This is a genomic window from Microbacterium sp. VKM Ac-2923, from assembly GCF_022815605.1.
In the GTDB taxonomy this organism is placed as follows: domain Bacteria; phylum Actinomycetota; class Actinomycetes; order Actinomycetales; family Microbacteriaceae; genus Microbacterium.
The window spans coordinates 154,676-175,950 of the sequence record NZ_JALGRP010000009.1 but is presented as its reverse complement, the minus strand read 5'-3'; the positions used below and the strand labels follow the sequence as shown (position 1 = coordinate 175,950).

Below are 21,275 nucleotides of genomic sequence, written 5' to 3'. Positions count from 1 at the left end.
CGGGCGGTAGCCGGTGGAGGGGATGACGTCGACGTAGAGGTACCACGCGTCTTCGCCGTGGCGCTGGAAGACGGCGGGACCCTCGACGCCGCCCGCGTTTCCGCCGGAGTAGTTCGCCCCGATCCGCTCCTGCACGGTCGTCCACGCGGTCGACTGCTTCCACCAGTCGGTGGCCGTGGTCGACTCCATGTAGATGCCCCGGCCGAAGCCGTTGTCCTTGGTGACGCGGTAGGTCTTGCCGTCGTTCTGGATGACGGTCGTGTCGATGGCGTCGCGACCGGTGTCGATCATCACGCCGCCGTAGCGGTAGTCGTCCTGGGTGAAGTCGGTGGTCGCTCCCCACAGCACGCGGGAATAAGTCGATCCGGTGTGCGCGGCGTTGGGGTACACGGTGGACGACCAGTAGAGGACGAACGCGCCGCTGCCGTCGGCGTTGTACCCGGGGACCCACGTCGCCTCGGGCGCCCAGGCCATGCCGAGCTCGGCGACCTTCGCCCCGGCGGGCGACTGGGCGACGTCGAACTGACGCAGGTCACCCCAGGTGACGAGGTCCTTGGACTCCCAGACGTTGAGCTTCGTGCTGCCCTGCGAACTCCAGTAGCACCAGTCGGTGCAGCCGGCCGCACCACGGTCGCCGCCGAACACCCGGAGGTCGGTGGCGATGATGTAGTAGGTCTTCGTCTCGGGGTTGTACGTCAGGTAGGGGTCGCGAACGCCGGTGGTGCCCAGCTGCGACGCGAGGATGGGCTGTCCGCCGTTCAGCGGATCCCAGGCCTCGGGGTCGTCGCCGCGCGAGACGTCGAGGTAGATCTTCTCGGCGTAGCCGTTGGCATCCTCGATGAAGTGCACCATCGCGTACCCGAACGCGGCGTCGGCGGCACGGGCGGGCTGGATCGTCGTGGTCACGGCACGCGAGGCGGCCACCCCGCGGACCGTCGCGGTCGCCGTCAGCGTGGTCGTCCGCGCCGCGGAGCCGGCTGCGGGCAGGGTCGTCGTCAGCGTCTTCCCGTCGGCGGCGACGGTGGAAGCGGAGTCGGTCGCGGCCCAGCTCACGCGATCGCCGTAGGTCGGGAGGGTCGTCGTGCTCTCGTCGACGGACACCGGGGCCACGGCATCCACCACGGCCTGCGCGGCCTGGCGATGAGCGTCGGCGTGGATCGTGGCATCCGTCGTCGAGACCCGCGTGACCTCGTCGGCCGAGAGCGCTCGGTCGTACACGCGGAACGTCGACACCTCGCCCTTGTACATGGGGTCGGGGTAGGGCGCGCGGCCGATCGCGTTGAGGGTCTGGTCGGTGATGTCGGCGGGAGAGAGGGTGGTGGGGGTGGATGCCACCTGCACGCCGTCGACGAAGAAGGTGAGGCGCCCGGCGGCCCCGTCGATGACGGACGTGAGGCTGTACCAGCGGTCGGCCGAGAGGGCGGACCCGGAGCGGGCGTTGACCTCGCCGCCGCCCCCGTTCGTGGTGAGGACGGTGCGCGGGTTGTCGCGGACCGACGCGAAGTAGGACCGCGTTGGGGAGTCGCTGCCGATGTTCCAGAGGAAGTTGTAGTTGTTCTTCATCGAGGCGTCGAGCTTGGTCTCGATGGTCACCGTCGCGGAGCGCGCGCCGGCGAGGACGTCGTTCGGCAACCGGACCCAGCTTGCCGTCGGGCTGGTTTTTGCTCCGCCGGTGAAGACGAGCGACGAGCCGGTCCACAGCGCGTCGGTGCCGTTCACGACGGTCGCCGCTCCCAGGGTGGTCGGCGCGCTGTTGGGCACGCTGGCACCCGCGGTCTCGTCGAAGAGGTACTCCGCTCGCAGACCTGCCGAGGGGATCGCGGTCTCGGCCACGGCCGGCGCCGCCGCGAGGGGAACGAGGCCGCCGGTGAGGAGGGCGACGCCCGTGGCGAGGCTGAGGATCGCTCTCGTCCGACGTCGGGGGGCCGTGCGCGGGGGCGCGATGGGGGCGGTCGAGTGTGCGGTCATCACTCCAGCTCCTTTGCCAGGATGATCGGGGCTCCTGAGGCGCAGGAACCCTCGGATGTTACCGCTCACTTCCCCGGGGGGCAAGAGTGGAGCGCTCCGACGCCGCCGCGAACGGCCCGAAAAGGCGGTGATGGTCAGATGAAGATCGTCCCGCTATTGTGAGCGATAACACAGCACTCGATGGTCAGTCACTTAATGGAGAGTGGTTATGCGCCTGCCTTTCGCGGCCCGTTCGACAACGTCCCCCGCACCCTTCGACACCTCGCCTCCCCGCGCGCGACGCCGCATGGCCGCGGTCGCCGCGAGCACCACCGCCGCGGCGGCCCTGTGCGCGAGCCTGCTCGCACCCGGTGTCGCCACCGCCGCAGGACCCGACGACGCCCTCATCGCCGACTTCACGTTCGACAGCGGCACGACCAGCTTCACCGGCGCGGGCGCCACCGCCACTACGCAGGGCACCGCCCGCCTCGTGCCCGGTGTCGTCGGCAACGCCGCTCAGCTGGGTAGCGGCTTCTGGCTGAACGTCGCCAAGACTGGCGGCGCCCCGCTGCTCGCCGGTCTCGACGACGTCACGATCTCGTACGACAGCAAGCCCGCCTCCTCCGGGAACACGGGTTGGTCGGTGTTCGCCGCTCGCAGCGCCGCGACGCAGGCGTACGCGCAGGAGCACTACCTCGGCTTCCTCGACCGCACCACCGGTGTCACCGTCGAGCGTTACGACAACGCGGGCTCGCGCAACTCGTCGGGCAACCTGGTCTCGACCGCCGCCACCACGGAGTGGAAGCACGTCGATCTCGTGATCTCGGGCGCCACCGCGCGCCTGTTCGTCGACAAGAAGCTCGTGTCGACCAACTCGACCGGCCCCGCGCTCTCGAAGATCCTCGGATCGACCGGCGGTGTGCTGCAGGTGGGCAAGGCGAACTGGGGCGGTGGCGAGTACTTCTCCGGCCTCCTCGACAACCTGCGCATCTACAACCGCGCGCTCACCCCGTCGGAGCTCGGACTGGCCACGGCGGCCAGCGACCCGGCCGCGGCGCTCAGCATCCCGGCCCGCATCACGGGCGACCTCCCCTCGTCGGTGCTCGGCAGCGCGGTGACGTGGTCGGCATCCGGTGCCGGTGCGTCTCTCGTCTCCGCCGACGGCAAGGTCACCCGCCCGGCATCCGGTCCGGTCGCCGTCGAGCTGACCGCGACGATCGCCGGCGTCACCACGCCCGTCACCGCCTCGGCGCAGATCCTCGACGCCGGCGGTGACGTCGCCACCTACGTCAAGACGGTCACGACGACCAACGGCGTGAAGGACGACCCCCTCGCCTACAACGACGACCGCCGCGCCGACGCCCTGTTCGTCTCGGCCCGCCCGTCGGGCGCCTCGACCTGGGAGCCGCTGAACCGCTCGCAGGCCATCCTCTACGCCACCTGGAACGGCTCGCAGACCGCGAACCCGAACGCCCAGGTCGGCTCCCCCACCCTCGTCCGGTTCGCCGACGGCACGCTCGGCGCAGTGGCGGCCCAGAACAACGCCACCGACTCGGTGTACGTCTGGGACGCGCCCGATGGGGCGACCTTCCGCAACCAGCGCACGGTCAAGATCGCCTCCGACGGATCGATCGTGAAGAACCCGCGCATCGAATACGACGCCGCGAGCCAGAAGTACAAGGCCTACTGGACCGACGAGCTCACCGGTGAAGGCCGCGTGGCGCGTCTCGACTCTCTCACCGCCGCCAGCACTCCCACCGCAGCGACGAAGGCCGACGTGCGCACGCTCGGCGTGGCCGGCGCGGGCCTGCCCGGCTTCACCGCGCAGGCGCAGGCCAGCTCCTTCGCCCTCTCGAAGGCCGAGTTCGACGTCTTCTACAAGAACTACGTCTACCTGCAGAACACCGGCGTCCGCGCGCCGGCCGACGTGCAGGTGGAGAACGGGAAGAAAGTGGATGCCACGACCCTTCCCGGCAGCGTCACCCTCGACTACAACGACGGCTCCACCAAGAACCTCCCGGTGACCTGGGATGCCGAAGATCTGGCATCCATCGACTCTCGGACTCCCGGCACGTACGAAGTAACCGGTCTCGTGCAGCAGACGGCCGAGGAGATGGTCAACGACGCACGCGCCGATCCGCACCTCTTCTTCAACGAGGACGACGGCTTCTGGTACCTGACGGGCTCGCACTACTCGATCCCCTCGAACGCCCCGAACGACCAGCTCATCGACGCCAACGCGTACCGCAAGATCGGTCTCAAGCGCGCCACCACCATCGCCGGCCTCAAGGACGCCCCCGAGCAGATCGTCATCGATCCCGACGGCGGCACCCCCGGCAAGCAGACCCAGTACCCCAACACCTTCTACGGCTGGGGCGGATACATCTGGGCGCAGGAGTTCCACAAGATCAACGGGCAGTGGTGGATCATCGCCGGCATGAACCGCGGCTACGCGCCCACCAACGGGTGGTGCGACAACACCGTCCTCATCCCCTACACCGGCACCGAGGAATCGCTGCGCAACGGCGGCCTCGTGAAGCAGGAGAACTGGGGCGAGCCGACCATCCTCGAGGGCGCGGCGTTCGACGTGTCCTACCTGGAGCGCGAGGAGAACGGCGTGACGCAGGGCTACTGGGTCATGCCGAACAGCGCCAAGCTGCTCATCGGCAAGGCGAAGATGGGCCCGAAGGGCACCGTCCCGTTGATCGACGGCGGGCTCACCGAGGTGTATTCCATCAGCCAGCCGTGGGAGTACGGAAAGCAGTCGCCGACACCTTCCGACACGAACGAGGGCGGCGACCAGGGCATCGTGGAGGCGCCCTACATGGTCGAGCACGGTGAGTACATCTACCTCACCTACTCGGGCGGCACGGTCGACAAGTACTACGACATCGGCATGCTCCGCGCGGCGAAGACGGCCGACCTGAAGAACCCCGCGAGTTGGACGCTCGTCCCCTCGCCCGTGCTCACCACCAACGACACCTTCACCGGACGCATCGGCGGCACGGGCCAGGGTGGCACCGGGCACAACTCGTTCGCGACCGACCCGGCCGGCAACCTCGTGCTGGCATACCACGCGCGTCCGTACCCCGAGCCGCACACCGGCGGTGCCGCGGGCGGCCTGTTCGACCCCGACCGAAACAGCTGGTTCAAGGCGGTCAACGTCCGCGCCAACGGCATGCTCGACCTCTCACTCACGGCCGCGCAGGAGGTCGCACCGGGCAACCGCACCGTCACCGCCCGGGTCGTCGTGGCCGCGGCGCCGGCCGGCGTACAGGCGAGCGTCGCGACACGCTGCGTCGCGGGCAAGGTGACCCTCGTCACGACGGTCACCAACACCGGCACGGCGGCGAGATCCGGAACGATCACCGGCGCGTACGGCTCGACCACCTTCACCGACCTGGGCGCGGGCAAGTCCGTGTCCAAGACGCAGTCCACCCGCAGCGCGTCCGTCGACGCGGGCACCGTCACGGTGACCGTGCAGGGCGCCTCCACCCCGGTGACCACGGACCACCGCGCCACCAGCTGCCGATGACCGACCAGCTCGACTCGACGAAGAGGAGAAACACCGTGACACGAAAGACCACCGCGCCCGCCCGGGGTGCCTTCCGCAGACGCTGTGCGGGGGTGATCTCCAGCGCCCTCGGATTCGCCCTCGTGGTGAGCGGCGTCGGAGTCTCCGGCGCGGCGAGCGCCGCCGAACCCGCATCCCTCGTGGCGTCGTACGACTTCTCGGAGACGAGCGGCACCGTGGTGCGCGACGCCTCGGGCGCCGGGCGCGATGCGTCCGTCGTCGGCGGCACGGCCTGGCGCGGCGGCTCGCTGCAGCTCACCGGGTCGGACCACGTGAAGCTGCCCGACAACCTGCTCTCCGGCCAGAGCGCCGCGACGATCATCATCGAGACCAACCCCGTCGCCCTGTCGGGCGCGAAGTTCCTGTGGAACATCGGCGGGTCGGGCGACAACGCGACCGGACAGTTCTTCATCCAGCCGGTCGCCCCGCGTCTGGCCATCAGCCCCACGAACTGGCGCAACGAGCAGAGCGTCACCTCGACGACCCGGCTCGCCGAGAACCGCTGGCAGTCGGTGGCGGCGACCATCGAGAGAAACGCCGGCGCCACCACCTCGACGCTGAAGCTCTACATCGACGGCGCCCTGGTCGCCCAGAAGGCCGACTCCGCGACCGCGCTGAGCGACCTCGCGACGCACACCATGAACTACATCGGGCGCAGCGCCTACGCGGGCGACGCCTTGTATCAGGGCGGCGTCTCATCGTTCCGCGTGTACAACGCGGCCCTGTCGGCCGGCGACATCGCGGCGGCTTCGCAGACGGATGCCACGTCCACGGCATCCGAGGTCGTCGCCGGTATCGACCTGGCGGGCGCCAACGCACAGAGCCTGTCGGCCGTCGAGACCGACCTCGTCCTGCCCGCGACCGGCGGCGTGACCTGGACCTCGTCGCCCTCGGGCGTCGTCGCCGCCGACGGCAAGGTCACCCGGCCGGCATCGTCGACCGCGGTGACCCTGACCGCCACCGCGACCGTCCGTGGCAAGACCGCCACGCGCACCTTCGACGTCACGGTGCTGCCCGCGCCGAGCGCCGCCGCCCAGGCGGCCAAGGCCGCCGCGGCACTCGTGCTGCCGTCGGTGCTCGAGAAGGGCTACGTGCTCCCCACGACCGCGCAGGGCCTGCCCGTGGTGTGGTCGCACGTCTCAGGAGCCGGATCGGTCGCGAACGGCGCGATCGCCACGGCCCCCGCCAGCGGTCTCGCCTCCGCCACCCTCAAGGCCGTCGTCGGCTCGGGCGCGGATGCGGCGACCACCGAGATCCCGGTGCGCATCGCCGAGACCGGCGCGTCGCGACTGGCGACCTACACGACGTCGAAGAACACCCGCGGCGGAGACGACCCCGAAGTCACGCGCAGCGCCCACCTCGCGCTCAGCAGCGACGGCACCGCCTACACGGCGCTCAACAGCGGCGCGGGCGTGGTGTTCCCCCAGGTCACCGGCATGACCGAGCAGGCCAACGGCACCACCCGCTACCTCGGCTCGCCGTACCTGTTCCGCCTCGAGGGCGACCAGGGCTACGGCCTCATCGCCCGTCGCACCGACGCCTCGGGCGCGGCCGACACCGCCGGCGCCCTCGTGTTCACCTCCCCCGACCTGGTCACCTGGTCGGAGCGCAGCTTCCTGCCCCTCCCCGGGCAGGGCGCGACCGGCGCCGTGTCGGCCGAATGGGACGCCCGCGTCAGCGGGTACCGCGTGGTGTGGACGAGCCCCGCCGGCTCCGCCCTGACCGGCACGACCACCGCGTTCCAGACGATCACCGCACAGGGCGCCGGGCAGCAGCCCAGCGGTCGCTCGGCGAGTATCGGTGTCTCCTACGCCGAGACCGCGAGCGTCATCCCCGTCACCGCGGCCGAGGCCCGGTCGGCATCCGATCGGCTCGGACGTGTGCGCAACACCGGCGTGCAGGCGCCGAAGCCGGTCAGCCTGACCGCGGGCGACGCGCTGACGCTTCCCGAGAAGGTCACCGCCGACTACTCCGACGGCGGCACGCACGACTTCCGGGTCTCGTGGGACACCTCGAAGGTCGACACGAGCACGCCCGGCACCTACACAGCGACCGGAACGCTGCAGCGCACCGAAACGACCTTCCCGCTCGTGGCCAACCGCGCCGACCCGCACGTGCTGCGCTACACGCTGCCCGACGGCAAGAAGACATGGCTCTACATCGCGACCGACGACGCCGGTCAAGACGAGTTCTTCATCCGCCAGGCGGACACGATCGCGGGGCTCTCGAGCGCGCCCGACAATCGCATCCTCGGTTTCGGTCTCTCCGGAACCAGCGTCAACGCTCAGCTCTGGGCACCCGAGCTGCACGTCGTGGACGGCGACCTCTACATCCTCTTCGCCGCAAACGCCGAGAGCAGCAACTGGTGGGCCGGTGTGCAGTCGTACACGATGCGACTGAAGCCCGGCGGCAGCCCGCTCGTGCGCGCCGACTGGGAGGCGCCGCAGCGCGTCGTCGACCAGGCCGGGCAGCCGCTCACGACGTACGGCACCGGGATCACCCTCGACATGACGCACTTCGAAGACAACGGCACCGACTACGTCATGTGGTCGGAGCGCGTGGTCGCGCCCTCGACGGGACCCGCCGTGCTGAAGATCGCGAAGGTGACGCCGAAGGCATCCGGTTCGTGGCAGCTGGCGAGCCCGCGTTCGACGGTCACCTTCCCCGACCGGGGCTGGTCGAACAACACCACCCCGGTGGTGGAGGGACCGTTCGTCATCCAGCGCGACGGCAAGGTCATGGTCACCTTCTCGGGGTCCGGCGTCGACTGGACCTACGCCGTCGGTCTGCTGACCGCCGAGTCGGGCGCCGACCTGCTCGATCCCGCCGTCTGGAACGTGCGCAACAGCTCCATCTGGAGCTACGAGGGCGCGTTCTCGAACAACTGGGGTCCGGGTCACAACTCGTACACCTATGACGACGACGGCAACCTGCTCAACGTCTTCCACGCGAAGGCGACGCAGAACGGCAGCCGCGACTCCGGCATCCGGATGGTCTACTTCCGTCAGGACGACAGCCCCATCCTCGACATGACGGATGCGGAGTGGCTCGCCGCCGGCAACCGCACGGTGACCGCGACCGTCACGGTCACCAGCCCCGTCAAGCCCTCGGTGCAGATGGTGACCGGCAGCCGGTGCGTCGCGGGCAAGGCCACCCTGTTCGCGACGCTGACCAACACGGGGACGGCCACGGCTGACGCCCGCGTGTCGTCGCCGTTCGGCTCCGCCGAGGCCAACGGCCTCGCCGCCGGGAAGTCGAAGTCGGTGACCTTCGCCACCCGGTCGGCGAACCTGGCCGCCGGGTCGCTGACGGCGACGGTGACGACCGAGGTGAACGGAACGCGGGTGCAGGACACGGTGACGGCCGACTACGCCGCACGCAGCTGCGGCTGAGAACCGTTGCACACGAGGGTGCGTCCGGCCGTGGGCCGGGCGCACCCTCGTCGTTGCGGCGCCGTCGCGGCCGCCGGGGAGCCGCGGCCCGGGGTCTGTCGATAGCGTCCGAGCACTGCGTTCGGCGGCGATCCCGCGCTGTCTGATCCAGGAGGCGCTTGACACCTGATCGCGCCGCGTCCTACCGTGAGATGACCGGGTGTTCCCGGTAACATCACAGCCCCTCGACCGCCCCGCGGTCACCCGAAAACCGCGATGACGCGTGTTCCGGCGCCCGAGACGTCGCCGTCCCGGGCCGAAGATGCGCACCGCGTCGCCCCAAGAGCAAGGACGCCCGCCATGCGCACGCGCACACGTTCACCCCAGTGGAGGAAGGGCCTGGCCGTCACGGCCGCGCTGACCCTCTCGATGACCGGATTGGGCGCCACCGCGACGGCCGCCCAGGCGGCCACGGGACCGCAACCGCTCATCCACTACTCGTTCGACGGCGCCACCGGCGCCACGATCGCCGACTCCAGCGGCAACAGCTACAACGCCACCCTGCGCCAGAACGGTGGCTCCGTCACCGGCGGCGCCCTGTCGCTGCCGGGCGGCTCAGCCGGCACCGCGGCCTACCTCGACATCCCCACCGCGGGCCTGGTCGGCAAGAAGGACCTCACCATCTCGACGTGGGCCTCGCCTCGCTCGGGCAACGGCAACGTCGCAGCCGCCTTCATCGGCGCCCCCGTCGCCTCCGGCGCGTCGTTCTCGTCGGGCTACTGGCTGCTCAACCCCGCCAACCCCAGCGGATACGTGAAGTCGGTCGTCACGAACACCGTCAACGCCGGCGCCCCGTGGGGCACCGAGGTCGGCCCCGGGGCGACGAATGCCGCCACCACCGGTGCGCGCACCCCCGCCGGGCTGAGCCTCTACACGACGGTGATCAGCGGAACCACCGGCCAGCTGAGCGTCTACATCAACGGTGCGCGAATCGCACAGAACGCCATCACGCGCGACGTCTCCTCCTTCGGCTCGTCCCTCGTCGCCTACCTGGGCCGTTCGACGTATCCCGATGCAGGATGGAGCGGCCTCGTCGACGACTACGCCGTCTACGCGTCGGCCCTCAGCGAGAGCGACGTCAAGGCGCTCTACGGTGCACAGGCGCTCGACCGCGCCGTTGCGGGCGTGAGCATGCAGAGCACGGCACTGACCGACTTCTCGGTCCCCACCACCAGCGCAGGCGCGACCGTCAGCTGGGCGTCCGACAACGCCGCCGTCGCCTTCACCGGCGGCGCGGCGAAGGTCACGCGCCCGACCGCAGGCGCCGGTGACGCGTCGGTGACCCTCACCGCCACCTTCACCGTCGGCACCGAGACGCGCACGCAGACCTACGCCGTGACGGTCCCGCAGCAGATCGCCGACTCCGAGAAGGTCTCGCGCGACCTCGCCGCGATTTCGATCCGCAACCTCGACAACGTCCGCGGCAACTTCTCGGTGCCCACCACCGGCGCCGAGGGCTCGACCATCTCGTGGTCGATCGCCGCGGCGGGAGCGGCCAACGCCGAACTGCGCGCGGGTGTGCGCGACAACGCGCGCACGGTCGAGGTCAAGCGTCCGGCCGCGGGTTCCCCCGCCGTCGACGTGCAGCTGACGGCCACCGCCACCAACGGCGGCGCGACATCGAGCCGGAGCTTCACCGCCCGCATCCAGCCCATGCCGGGTGCGACGCAGGAGACCGAGGCGTACTTCTGGACCTTCTTCACCGGTGAGGGTGATGGCGCCGAGCGCGTCAGCATCGCCGCCTCGAAGGGTAACGACGCGCTGACCTGGAACACCCTGAACCAGGGCAAGCCGATCTTCAGCTCGACCGTCGGCACCGAGGGTCTGCGCGACCCGTTCATCATCCGCGCTCCTCACGGCGACAAGTTCTACATGATCGCCACCGACCTCAAGGTTGCGGGCCTCGCCGGCGGATTCACCACCGCGCAGATCTCCGGCTCGAAGTACATCGAGGTGTGGGAGTCCGACGACCTGGTGACCTGGTCGGAGCAGCGTCACGTGAAGGTGTCGTCCGACTTCGCCGGCAACACCTGGGCGCCCGAGGCGTACTGGGACGAAGAGCTCGACACGTTCGTGGTCTTCTGGGCGTCGAACCTGTACCCGACCACGAACGTGGCCGACCGCACGGGCGTGACCTACAACCGCATGATGTACGCCACCACCGACGACTTCGTCACCTTCTCGGATGCCAAGGTGTGGAGCGACGTCCGTCGCGGCAACGGTCTCGGCCTGATCGACTCGACCGTGGCGAAGAAGGACGGCGTCTACCACCGCTTCACCAAGGACGAGGCGAGCATGACGATCCGCCACGAGAAGTCCACCGACCTGCTCGCGACCATCTCGGGGACGCTCCCGGGCACGACGGGCATGTCGAACCAGTGGACCCTCGTCGAGGAGCGCGTCGCGAGCGGCCTGCCCAACGGCGAGCCGGGCGGCACCTACTCCAGCGGTGAGGGCGCGAACATCTTCGCGGCCAATGACGGCGACGTGAACAACCTCGACTGGTTCCTCTTCATCGACCAGCCGAACTACCACGGCGGCCCCAACCACTACGTGCCGTTCGGGACGAACAACCTCGACCAGGCCGGCAGCTGGCAGGCACTGGGCAGCAAGCTCCGCCAGGGCCTGCCGCAGAACGCCGACGGCGGCAAGCCGCGTCACGGCACCGTCATCCCGGTCACCCGCGCCGAGTACCAGAAGGTGCTCGAGGCGTACGCGCCGAACATCGCGGTCAAGACCGTGGATGCCATCGACGTCGCCACCGACGCGGGCACCGCGCCCGTCCTGCCCGCCCAGGCACGCCTGACCAAGGTCGACGGTTCGGTGCAGTCGGTGAACGTGAAGTGGGATGCCGTGGATGCCGCGAAGTACGCCACCGCGGGGACCTTCACGGTGTCGGGCATCGCACAGGACGACTCGCGCATGCCGGTCGAAGCCACCGTCACCGTCCGCTCCCTCGTGAAGGTGCAGTTCTCGGCCGAGGCGCGCTGCGTCGCCGGCAAGGTGCAGCTCATCGTGAAGGCCGTCAACGACGGTGACACGGCGGCTTCGCTGGCCATGTCGTCGACCTACGGTTCGAAGAACGCGACGGTCGCCGCCGGCGCCACCACGTCGGCCGTCTTCGCCACCCGCTCGGCCTCGGTCACGGCCGGCGAAGCGAAGGCGACCGTGACCCAGGGGTCCGCGACGGGGACGGTCACCGCCGCCTACGCCGCGAAGTCCTGCAGCTGACCCCCCGCACCGTCGCCCTCGAGTGACGGTGAAGGCCCCGGTGGATTCCCCCTCCACCGGGGCCTGTGTCGTTTCCGTGCCCCTCCCACGCGCAGCGCGGCGCCCGTCGTCGGGCTGATCACGGTCGTCGTCACGGCGGCAGCAGCCGTCGCCGTCGGTTGCGCGATTCCTGCTAGGCTCAATCCAATCGACCCCCTCCCAAGCCTCTCGACGATGCTCAAATGGGAGGGGCCTTTTTTATCGCACCACGAGGAAAAGCGATGGCGAGAAAGCCCGCGAAGAGCTGGGCTGAACAAGCTCAGTTGTTGGTTGCCCGTGGCCTGGTCGTGTCCGATCTCCCGGCATGCCAGACATTTCTCGCTGCCGAGGAACTACTACCGTTTCGCCGGCTACGCTCGTTACTTCCAGAAGGCGCCTCAGTACGGCGACGACAACTTTCGCACCGGGACGACCTTCGAGCAGATCCGTGCGATCTACGACGCGGATCATGCCCTGCGGAACGCGATATCGTCGCAGCTCACGCGCGCGGAGCTCTTGCTCCGAAGTCACACTGCGCGGGCAGTCGTCGACGTGTCTGGACCGTATGAGCGGTATCTCGAGGCCGACTTCTACTCCGACAGTGCCGGCGCCGAGTCGACGGTCGAGTCGTGTCTACGCGATATCAAGCGGTCCAAGGAGCGTCATATCCTCCGCTTCGGGGGCGCGGAAGAGGACCTGAGGAGAGAGCTTCCGGTGTGGTCAGCCGTGGAGGCATGGTCATTCGGAACCTTGTCGAAGTGCATCGAACGCGGTGATCTCGGAGCTCTCGCCGGCCCGATCGCGAACAGCCTGGGAGTTGCGCATGCTGGTTTCGCGTCACGGGTCCGCGCCTTGGTGTACCTACGAAATCGCTGCGCGCACCACAGCAGACTGTGGCATCACTCCGTGATCGATGCGGGTCCGACACCGAATAACGTGAGGACCAAGGCCAAGAGGCTCGCGGGGAACTTCGACCCGCGATCCGTGTTGGATGTGGTCGCGTCCCTCGATGACATCGTCTCGCGCGGATCGGGCGGGACGCCCGTCCTGCCGGTGCTCATCGCCGAGCGCAGTGCAGACGGGGCGTTCTGGGATGGACTCCGCGCGCCCGTGAGCCCGAAGGACCACCGGGCCTGAGCCTCCCCCGACCTGACGACTCCGACGAACCGTCGACCGCCGTCGAGACCGCATAAGGTTCGGCAACAGCCGGAATGGTCAGTCTCCGGCGATGATTCTGTCAGCCGAGCTTTCGCCCGTCATGTCGGCGAGGGGAGGGCGCCGTGCATCATCCTTCACCCCCACCGGAACGCAGAGGTGCCCCGGACTCCGCGGTAGCCCACCGCCACCGCGAGTCCGGGGCACGATCCGTGCGCCGTGAACCGGCGCGCGGCACACGCCCCGAGTGACCGGAACGCGCGAGTGCCGCGTCGTCCCGGGGCGTGCGGCGCCCGGGACGACGGGTCTTACAGGCCCTGGGCCAGGCGGTAGTACGCCTGGTTCCAGCGCAGCTCGCTCTGGAAACCGCGGACCGTGGTGTCCTCGTCGATGACGACGAGTTCGGTCTTGGCGATCTCGGCGAAGTCGCGGAACACCTCGATGCCCACGGCCGTCGTCATGACGGTGTGGTGGGCGGCACCCGCGGCGAGCCAGCAGGAGGCCGAGGTGGCGAAGTCGGGAGCCGGCTTCCACACCGCGCGGCCCACGGGCAGCTTCGGCAGGTCGGGCGCCTCGACGTTCTCGACGACGTTCGCCGTCAGGCGGAAGCGGTCGCGCATGTCGCTCATCGCCACGACCAGGGCGGGGCCGGGGTCGGCGGTGAAGACCAGGCGCACCGGGTCGTCCTTGCCGCCGATGCCCAGCTCGTGGATCTCCAGGCGCGGCTTCTTCGAGGTCAGCGAGGGCGAGACCTCGAGCATGTGCGCGCCGAGGATGCGCTCGGCGCCGGGAACGAGGTCGTAGGTGTAGTCCTCCATGAGCGAGGCGCCGCCGGGAAGGCCCGCGCCCATCACGTTGGCGACGCGCACGAGGATCGCGGTCTTCCAGTCACCCTCGGCGCCGAAGCCGTAACCCTCGGCCATCAGGCGCTGCACCGCGAGACCGGGCAGCTGCTTCAGCGCGCCGAGGTCCTCGAACGAGGTGGTGAAGGCGCCGAAGCCGCCCTCCTCGAGGAACGACCGCAGTCCCAGTTCGATCGCCGCGCCATCGCGCAGCGACTGGTGGCGCGCGCCGCCCGGGAGCAGTTCGGAGACGACGTCGTAGGTGTCGACGTACTCCTGCACGAGAGCGTCGATGTCCGCATCCGAAGCGCCCTCGACGGCCTCGACGAGCTCGTTGACGCCCCAGGTGTTGACCTGCACGCCGAAACGCAGCTCGGCCTCGGTCTTGTCACCCTCCGTGACGGCGACGAAGCGCATGTTGTCACCGAAGCGGGCGAGCTTGAGGGTGCGCGACGCGGTCCAGCCGGCGGCCGCGCGCTCCCAGTCCTCGATCTGCTGGCGCACGACCGGGTTCGAGACGTGTCCCACGACGGTCTTGCGCGAGACGCCGAGTCGCGTCTGGATGTACCCGAACTCCCGGTCGCCGTGGGCGGCCTGGTTGAGGTTCATGAAGTCGAAGTCGATGTCGTTCCACGGCAGTTCGACGTTCGCCTGCGTGTGCAGGTGCAGCAACGGCTTCTGCAGCGCGTCCAGGCCCGAGATCCACATCTTCGCGGGGCTGAACGTGTGCATCCACGCGATCACACCGATGACGTCGTCGCGGCCGTTGATCTCCAGCGCCATACGACGGATGCTGTCGGAGTCCTTCAGCACGGGCTTCCAGACGACCTTCACCGGAAGGCCGTTCAGGCCCTCGACGACGGCCTGCGACTGCTCGGCCACCTGTGCGAGGGTCTCTTCGCCGTAGAGGTTCTGGCTGCCGGTGACGAACCAGACCTCGTAGCCGTCGAGGTCGTTCCTGAGGGGAGTGCGGGTCATGCGGGTATTCCTTTTGGTGGTGTCGGGCGAGAGAGCCGCGGTCAGGGCATGGCCGCGATCGCGGCGTGCTCGATCGTGAGCCCCGTGCGGTAGCGCGTGAGGTAGGCGGCGAACCCGGGAACGTCTTCCGGGTCGGGATCGATGGAGTCGAATCCCGTCTGCGCGAAGACGCGATCGGTGAGGTAGGTGTCGATCGGATCGCCCGCGCCGTCGGCGGCGAAGGCCGCGAGGACCGCGATCCCCCACGCCCCGCCTTCGGACGCGGTGGCGGCGACGGCGACGGGGGCGTCCAACGCCCCGGCGAGGAAGCGCTGCGCGATCCCCGCCGTGCGGAACACGCCGCCGTGGGCGTACATGCGATCGAGCTCCACGCCCTCGTTGGCGAGCACGCGCATGCCGAGGGCGAGGGTGCCGAACACGCCGTAGAGCTGCGCGCGCATGAAGTTCGCCAGCGTGAGGCGACTGTCGGGCGTGCGCACGAAGAGCGGACGACCCTCGGGCAGTCCCGCGATGGGCTCGCCCGCGAGGTGGTTGTACGCCAGCAGGCCGCCGGCGTCGGGCGCCCCGTCCAGCGACTCGAGGAACAGCGCCTCGAACACCTCGTCGGCGTCGAGAGTGCCCCCGGCGATCGCGGCGAACCGCTCGAACAGGCCCACCCAGGCGGCGAGCTCGCTCGCACCGTTGTTGCAGTGCACCATCGCGACGAGGTCACCGGCGGGGGTGGTGACGAGGTCGAGCTCGTCGTGCGCGCGTTTCAGCGGACCCTCGAGCACCACCATCGCGAAGATGCTCGTGCCGGCGCTCACGTTGCCGGTGCGCGGGGCGACCGAGTTCGTCGCGACCATGCCGGTGCCGGCGTCGCCCTCGGGCGGGCAGAACAGCACGCCCGGACGCAGCGTCCCGGACGGATCGAGGAGAGCCGCGCCCTCCGACGTCAGCTCGCCCGCCGCCTCTCCCGCGACGAGGACGTCGGGAAGCAATGAACGCAGGCGCAGGCCCGGGGCCCGCTCGGCGACCAGGCGGTCGAACTTCGCCGCCATGACGGCGTCGTAATCGTGGGTCGCGACGTCGATGGGGAACATGCCGGAGGCGTCTCCGATGCCGAGCACGCGACGACCCGTGAGCTTCTCGTGCACGTAGCCCGCGAGGGTGGTGAACGAGGCGACATCGGGGATGTGATCCTCTTCGTCGAGCACCGCCTGGTAGAGGTGCGCGATCGACCAGCGCAACGGGATGTTCGTCCCCAGCAGCTCCGACAGGACGCCGGCCGCCCGCTCGGTCGAGGTGTTCCGCCACGTGCGGAACGGCACGAGGAGCTCGCCCTCGGCATCGAAGGGGAGGTAGCCGTGCATCATGGCCGACACACCGGCGGCGGCGAGCGTCTCGACGACGACGCCGTGCCGGCGCTGCACGTCGGCGACGAGCGCCGCGTAGGCGGTCTGGAGACCGGCCCAGACGTCGGCGAGCGCGTAGGTCCAGTTGCCGTCGCGGTAGCGGTTCTCCCAGGCGTGCGAGCCGGTGGCCAGGACGCGGGTGGGCTCGTCCGCGTCGACGAGGCAGGCCTTGATGCGCGTCGAGCCGAGTTCGATGCCCAGCACGGCGCGGCCGGAGGCGATGACCTCGGCGGGCGAGGTGGTCGCGGCGCTCACCGGCGCGCGTCCGTGTTCTGGCCGTAGACGTTCTGGTAGCGGTTGTAGAGCGCGTCGATGTGCTCCTGCGGGATCGGGATCAGCGGTCCCGCCTCGCGCGCGATGTGCACGGTGCGGGCGACGTCCTCGAGCATCACCGCCGCCTTCACGGCATCCTTCGCGTTCGCGCCGATCGTGAACGGCCCGTGGTTCTGCATGATGACGCCGCGCGAACGGTGTCCGCGCAGGGTGTCTACGATGCCGCGACCGATCGAGTCGTCGCCGATGATCGCGAACGGACCGACGGGGATGGGCCCGCCGAACTCGTCGGCCATCGCCGTGATGACGCAGGGGATCTCCTCACCACGCGCCGCCCACGCGACGCCGTAGGTGGAGTGCGTGTGCACGACCCCGCCGACCTCGGGCATGTTCCGGTACACGTAGGCGTGAGCCGCGGTGTCGCTCGAGGGGCTGCGCTCGCTCCCCGGAGTACCGGGGATGGCGTCGCCGTCGAGGTCGCACAGGATCATGTTCGACGGGGAGAGGTCGTCGTACGACACCCCCGAGGGCTTGATCACGAACAGGTCCGCACCGGGCACGCGACCCGACACGTTGCCGCCGGTCCACACGATCAGGTTGTAGCGCACCAGCTCGGCGTGCAACCGGGCCACGTCCTCGCGGACGCGATCGATGGATGCCTGGACGTCGGGGGTGATGTCAGCAGGGGACGCTGCCACGGTGTTCTCCTTGGGAGGAAGCGGGTCGACGACGGTGCTCATTTTCGACGCCGTGCGGTCAGCACGCGCTGCAACAGCACGAACGCGAGCAGGATACCGCCGGTGATGATCGTCAAGTACTCGGGGCGGATGCCGCCGTCCTTGGTGATGATCATCGCCAGGGCCGCGAGCACGAGCGAGCCCACGACCGAACCGAGGACGTAGCCCGCGCCACCGGTCAGCAGCGTTCCACCGATGACGACCGCCGCGATGGCATCCAGTTCCCATCCGATGCCCGTGACGTTCTGCGCCTTGCCGCCGACCTCGGCGGTGTAGACGACGGCCGCGAGGCCGGCCAGGGCGCCGCTCAGCACGTAGATGATCACGCGGGTGCGGGCGACGGGGAGGCCCATCAGCTGCGCCGAGTTCTCGGCCCCGCCGATGCCGTACACCGTGCGTCCGGTGCGCGTGCGGTGCAGGAGGACGAAGGCGGCGATGACCACCAGCACGGCGATGAAGAAGCCCGGGGTGAGCACGAGGTCGTTCGTCTTGGGGCCGTCGTAGAGCTTCCAGTCGGTGGCGAGCACCAGGATCGGGGAGTTGTCCGGCGCCTGCACCGGCACGGTCGACAGGATGGATGCCAGACCACGGGCGAGGAACATCATGGCCAACGTGGCGATGAAGGGCTGCACGTTGAAGTACTGGATCAGCACGCCCGAGACGAGCCCGAAGAGGGCGCCGAACACGATCATCAGGATGACGGCGAGCCAGCCGTTGACGCCGTTGTTCATCAGCATCACGCCCGACACCGAGGTGAAGGCGACGACGGCGCCGACCGAGAGGTCGATGCCACCCGAGAGGATGACGATGGTCATGCCGACGGCGAGGATGATCGTGGGCGCGAAGCTGACGAGCAGGCTCGACATCGTGCCGGCGTGGAACACGCGGCCGTAGGCGAGCTCGGCGTAGACGAGCATCGCGACGAGGAGCACCACGGCGGCCAGCGTCGGGACGGCGGACTGGCTGCGACCCCACATGCGGGAGATCGCCAGGCCCCGTACCGGGACCTCGGTGCCGTGCGAGGGCGACGGGGGTGAGACGGTCGTGCTCATGCGACGACCTCCTTACGGGTACGGCGGCGTCCGGCCTGGAGGACGAAGGTCCTCACCCGCTCGGACTGCAGCAGGACGAGCAGCACGATGACGATGGCCTTGAAGGCCGGGGTCGCCGCAGCGGAGACCCCGAGGAACAGCACGGTCTTGTTCAGGGTCGCGATCAACAGCGCCCCGATGGTCGACCCGAGGATGGAGAACTTGCCTCCGGCGAGGGAGGTGCCGCCGATGACGACGGCGAGGATCGCGTCGAGCTCCATCTGGTAGCCGGTGCCCGAGACGTCGACGGTCATGACCTCCGACACCGTGAACAGACCACCGCCGGCGGCGAGGATGCCCGAGAGCACGTAGACGGTGATGAGGATCGGACGCGGACGGATGCCGGCGAGCCGGCTAGCGTCGGGGTTCACGCCGATCGACTCGATCATGAGGCCGAGGGCGGTGCGCCGCATGATCACCGTGACGAGCACGACGATGACGATCGCCGTGACGAAGCTGATGGGCAGGCCCAGCACCTGGCCGTTGGAGATCTGCTGGAACGGCTGGTTCTGCGAGTTGGTGTTCTGACCGCCCGTGATCACGCGGGCGATACCGCGTGCGGCGAGCATCATCACCAGGGTGCTGATGAACGGCTGCAAGCCCACGACCGACACCAGCAGACCGTTCACGAGACCGAGGACGGCGCCGAGCAGCAGCGCGAGGCCGATCGCCATGAACATGGCGCCGAACGAGCTCGCCTCGTTGAGCGAGCGCAGGAGCTCCATGGCGGCGGCGCCGCCGACAGCCATGATCGAGCCGACCGAGAGGTCGATGCCCTTCGTGGCGATGACGAAGGTCATGCCGAGGGCGATCATGATGATCGGCGCCGATACCCGCAGGATGTCGAGCAGGTTGCCCGAGAGCTGTCCGGTCGTCGGGTTGATGCCGACGGCGAGGTAGGTCGGGTCTTTGATGACGTTCAGCGACAGCAGCAGGACGATGCCGACGATGCCCCAGAACCAGGGGGTGCGCAGAAGCGACTTGAAGACGGTCATCAGCGGGTCTCTCCTTCGGCGAGGGCCTCGGTCTGGGCTTCCGCCTCTTCTTCGGTCTCGGCCGCGATGATCGACACGACGCGCTCGGCGGTGACGTCGGGGCCGTTGACGATTTCGCCGACCTTCTCGTGGTCCTTCATGATCACGATGCGCTCGGACAGGCGCACGACCTCTTCGAGCTCGGACGAGATGAACACGACGCTCATTCCCGCCTCGGCGAGCTCGGCGACGGTCTCCTGGATGTCGGCCTTGGCACCGACGTCGATGCCACGGGTGGGCTCGTCGAGAAGCAGCAGCTCCGGGTCGGTCGCCAGCCAGCGGCCGAGGAGGACCTTCTGCTGGTTTCCGCCCGAGAGCAGACGGATCGGGCGCTCGGGGTCGTTGGGCCGGACGCTGAAACGCTCCATGTAGGTCGAGACCAGCTGGTCGACCTCCTTGGCGGGGATGCGGCGCAGCCAGCCGCGCTTGGCCTGCAGCGCGAGCATGATGTTCTCGCGGATGCTCAGGTCGCCGATGATGCCGTCGTCGCGACGGTTCTCGGTCGAGTAGGCGATGTGGTTGCCCAGCCCGGAGACCGGGGAGTTGACGTTGACCTTCTTGCCCTTGAGACGCACGGTGCCCGAATCGGAGCGATCGGCGCCGGCGATGAGGCGCGCGAGCTCGGTGCGACCCGAGCCGAGGAGCCCGGCGAAGCCGACCACCTCGCCCTTGTGGATCTCGATGTCGGTGGGGGCGAGGGCTCCGGCGCGGCCGATGCCCTCGGCGGCGTACACGGGGGTCTCGTTGCGGTCGCGGGCGTCGACCTGACGGTTGGAGCCGAGGGCGCGGAGCGCCTCGATGTCCTTGCCGATCATCTTCGAGATGAGCTGCGTGCGATCGAGGTCGCGGGTCAGGTACTCGCCCACGAAACCGCCGTTGCGGAGCACCGTGATGCGGTCGCTGATCGCGTACACCTGGTCGAGGAAGTGCGAGACGAAGAGGATGGCCACGCCCTGGTCGCGCAGGCGACGCATGACGGTGAAGAGCACCTCGACCTCGGCGGCATCCAGGCTCGAGGTCGGCTCGTCGAGGATGAGCACCTTGGAGTCGGTGACCATCGCGCGGCTGATGGCGACGAGCTGCTGCAGGGCGATCGAGATCGACGACAGCGGGGCGCGGGGGTCGAGATGACCCAGCCCCATGCGGGTCAGCGCCTCTTTGGCTCGGGCGTGCGTGGCGCGCCAGTTGATACCGAAGGGCCCGCGGATCTCGTGCCCGAGCATCACGTTCTCACCGATGGTGAGGTTGGTGCAGAGGTTGACCTCTTGGTAGACGGTCGAGATGCCGGCCGCCTGCGCCGAGGCGGTGCCCGTCAGGCGCCGCTCCTCGCCGAAGATGAGGATCGATCCGGAGTCGATCTGGTAGACGCCGGTGAGCGCCTTGATGAGGGTGGACTTGCCCGCGCCGTTCTCACCCATGAGGGTGTGGACTTCTCCCGGCAGGAGTCGGAAGTTCACTTCGTCGAGGGCTTTGACGCCGGGGAATGTGATCGATGCGCCGCGGACTTCGACGATCGGTAGGGATTCTGTCATCGCTGACGAACTTCCTCGCTGGTACGGAGCGGGTGGGG

Annotated in this window: 11 protein-coding genes; 4 read left to right on the top strand and 7 right to left on the bottom strand. The window is 69.2% G+C overall.

What is annotated here, in order from left to right; translation table 11 throughout:
• The coding region (locus MT347_RS14670) for a LamG-like jellyroll fold domain-containing protein (protein ID WP_243502009.1) at positions 1-1,968 on the bottom strand (1,968 nt) is incomplete at its 3' end.
• Positions 1,969-2,254: 286 nt separating this feature from the next.
• Between MT347_RS14670 and MT347_RS14665 the strand changes: the two genes are divergently transcribed.
• The 4 genes from MT347_RS14665 (at position 2,255) to MT347_RS14650 (ending at position 13,338) form a co-directional block, all read left to right on the top strand.
• Positions 2,255-5,482, top strand: coding sequence for a LamG-like jellyroll fold domain-containing protein (locus MT347_RS14665; protein ID WP_243502007.1), 3,228 nt, complete (start codon positions 2,255-2,257; stop codon positions 5,480-5,482).
• A 35-nt stretch (positions 5,483-5,517) separates the two neighbouring features.
• Positions 5,518-8,913 carry a family 43 glycosylhydrolase gene (locus MT347_RS14660; RefSeq protein ID WP_243502006.1) on the top strand — a complete coding sequence of 1,132 codons (3,396 nt, stop codon included), beginning with the start codon at positions 5,518-5,520 and terminating at the stop codon, positions 8,911-8,913.
• Positions 8,914-9,252: 339 nt separating this feature from the next.
• A complete protein-coding gene (locus MT347_RS14655) occupies positions 9,253-12,183 on the top strand; it encodes an immunoglobulin-like domain-containing protein (protein WP_243502004.1) in 2,931 nt (976 codons plus the stop codon).
• Between the two features lie 213 nt (positions 12,184-12,396).
• Complete coding sequence (locus MT347_RS14650; protein ID WP_243502003.1) at positions 12,397-13,338, top strand: Abi family protein; 942 nt, start codon at positions 12,397-12,399, stop codon at positions 13,336-13,338.
• Between the two features lie 326 nt (positions 13,339-13,664).
• On the opposite strand, the gene araA is transcribed toward MT347_RS14650, so the two are convergent.
• Genes araA through MT347_RS14620 form a run of 6 tightly spaced genes read right to left on the bottom strand, consistent with a single transcriptional unit; the run spans position 13,665 to position 21,237 of the window.
• Positions 13,665-15,176 (bottom strand): L-arabinose isomerase, encoded by a 1,512-nt coding sequence (gene araA, locus MT347_RS14645; RefSeq protein ID WP_243502002.1) that lies wholly within the window; start codon positions 15,174-15,176, stop codon positions 13,665-13,667.
• Between the two features lie 41 nt (positions 15,177-15,217).
• Entirely contained in the window at positions 15,218-16,825 is a 1,608-nt protein-coding gene (locus tag MT347_RS14640; protein WP_243502000.1) for a xylulokinase, read from the bottom strand.
• Positions 16,822-17,583 (bottom strand): L-ribulose-5-phosphate 4-epimerase, encoded by a 762-nt coding sequence (locus MT347_RS14635; protein WP_243501998.1) that lies wholly within the window; start codon positions 17,581-17,583, stop codon positions 16,822-16,824. The genes MT347_RS14640 and MT347_RS14635 overlap by 4 nt, the downstream gene beginning before the upstream one ends.
• On the bottom strand, positions 17,580-18,632 hold the full coding sequence (locus MT347_RS14630; RefSeq protein WP_243501997.1) for an ABC transporter permease: 1,053 nt from the start codon (positions 18,630-18,632) through the stop codon (positions 17,580-17,582). The genes MT347_RS14635 and MT347_RS14630 overlap by 4 nt, the downstream gene beginning before the upstream one ends.
• Positions 18,629-19,666: an ABC transporter permease gene (locus MT347_RS14625; RefSeq protein ID WP_243501995.1), complete on the bottom strand. Its 1,038-nt coding sequence runs from the start codon at positions 19,664-19,666 to the stop codon at positions 18,629-18,631. Before MT347_RS14625 ends, MT347_RS14630 begins: the two co-directional genes overlap by 4 nt.
• The gene (locus tag MT347_RS14620; protein WP_243501993.1) at positions 19,666-21,237 is read right to left on the bottom strand and encodes a sugar ABC transporter ATP-binding protein; all 1,572 of its coding nucleotides are present in this window, start codon (positions 21,235-21,237) and stop codon (positions 19,666-19,668) included. The genes MT347_RS14625 and MT347_RS14620 overlap by 1 nt, the downstream gene beginning before the upstream one ends.
• Positions 21,238-21,275 lie beyond the last annotated feature (38 nt).

What these genes read in the sequence shown, in the direction of transcription:
- MT347_RS14655 (WP_243502004.1), top strand. Translation starts at nt 9,253, where the DNA reads ATGCGCACGCGCACACGTTCACCCCAGTGGAGGAAGGGCCTGGCCGTC.
- MT347_RS14620 (WP_243501993.1), bottom strand. Translation starts at nt 21,237, where the DNA reads ATGACAGAATCCCTACCGATCGTCGAAGTCCGCGGCGCATCGATCACA.
- MT347_RS14625 (WP_243501995.1), bottom strand. Translation starts at nt 19,666, where the DNA reads ATGACCGTCTTCAAGTCGCTTCTGCGCACCCCCTGGTTCTGGGGCATC.
- MT347_RS14665 (WP_243502007.1), top strand. Translation starts at nt 2,255, where the DNA reads ATGGCCGCGGTCGCCGCGAGCACCACCGCCGCGGCGGCCCTGTGCGCG.
- MT347_RS14635 (WP_243501998.1), bottom strand. Translation starts at nt 17,583, where the DNA reads ATGAGCACCGTCGTCGACCCGCTTCCTCCCAAGGAGAACACCGTGGCA.
- MT347_RS14630 (WP_243501997.1), bottom strand. Translation starts at nt 18,632, where the DNA reads ATGAGCACGACCGTCTCACCCCCGTCGCCCTCGCACGGCACCGAGGTC.
- MT347_RS14650 (WP_243502003.1), top strand. Translation starts at nt 12,397, where the DNA reads ATGCTCAAATGGGAGGGGCCTTTTTTATCGCACCACGAGGAAAAGCGA.
- araA (WP_243502002.1), bottom strand. Translation starts at nt 15,176, where the DNA reads ATGACCCGCACTCCCCTCAGGAACGACCTCGACGGCTACGAGGTCTGG.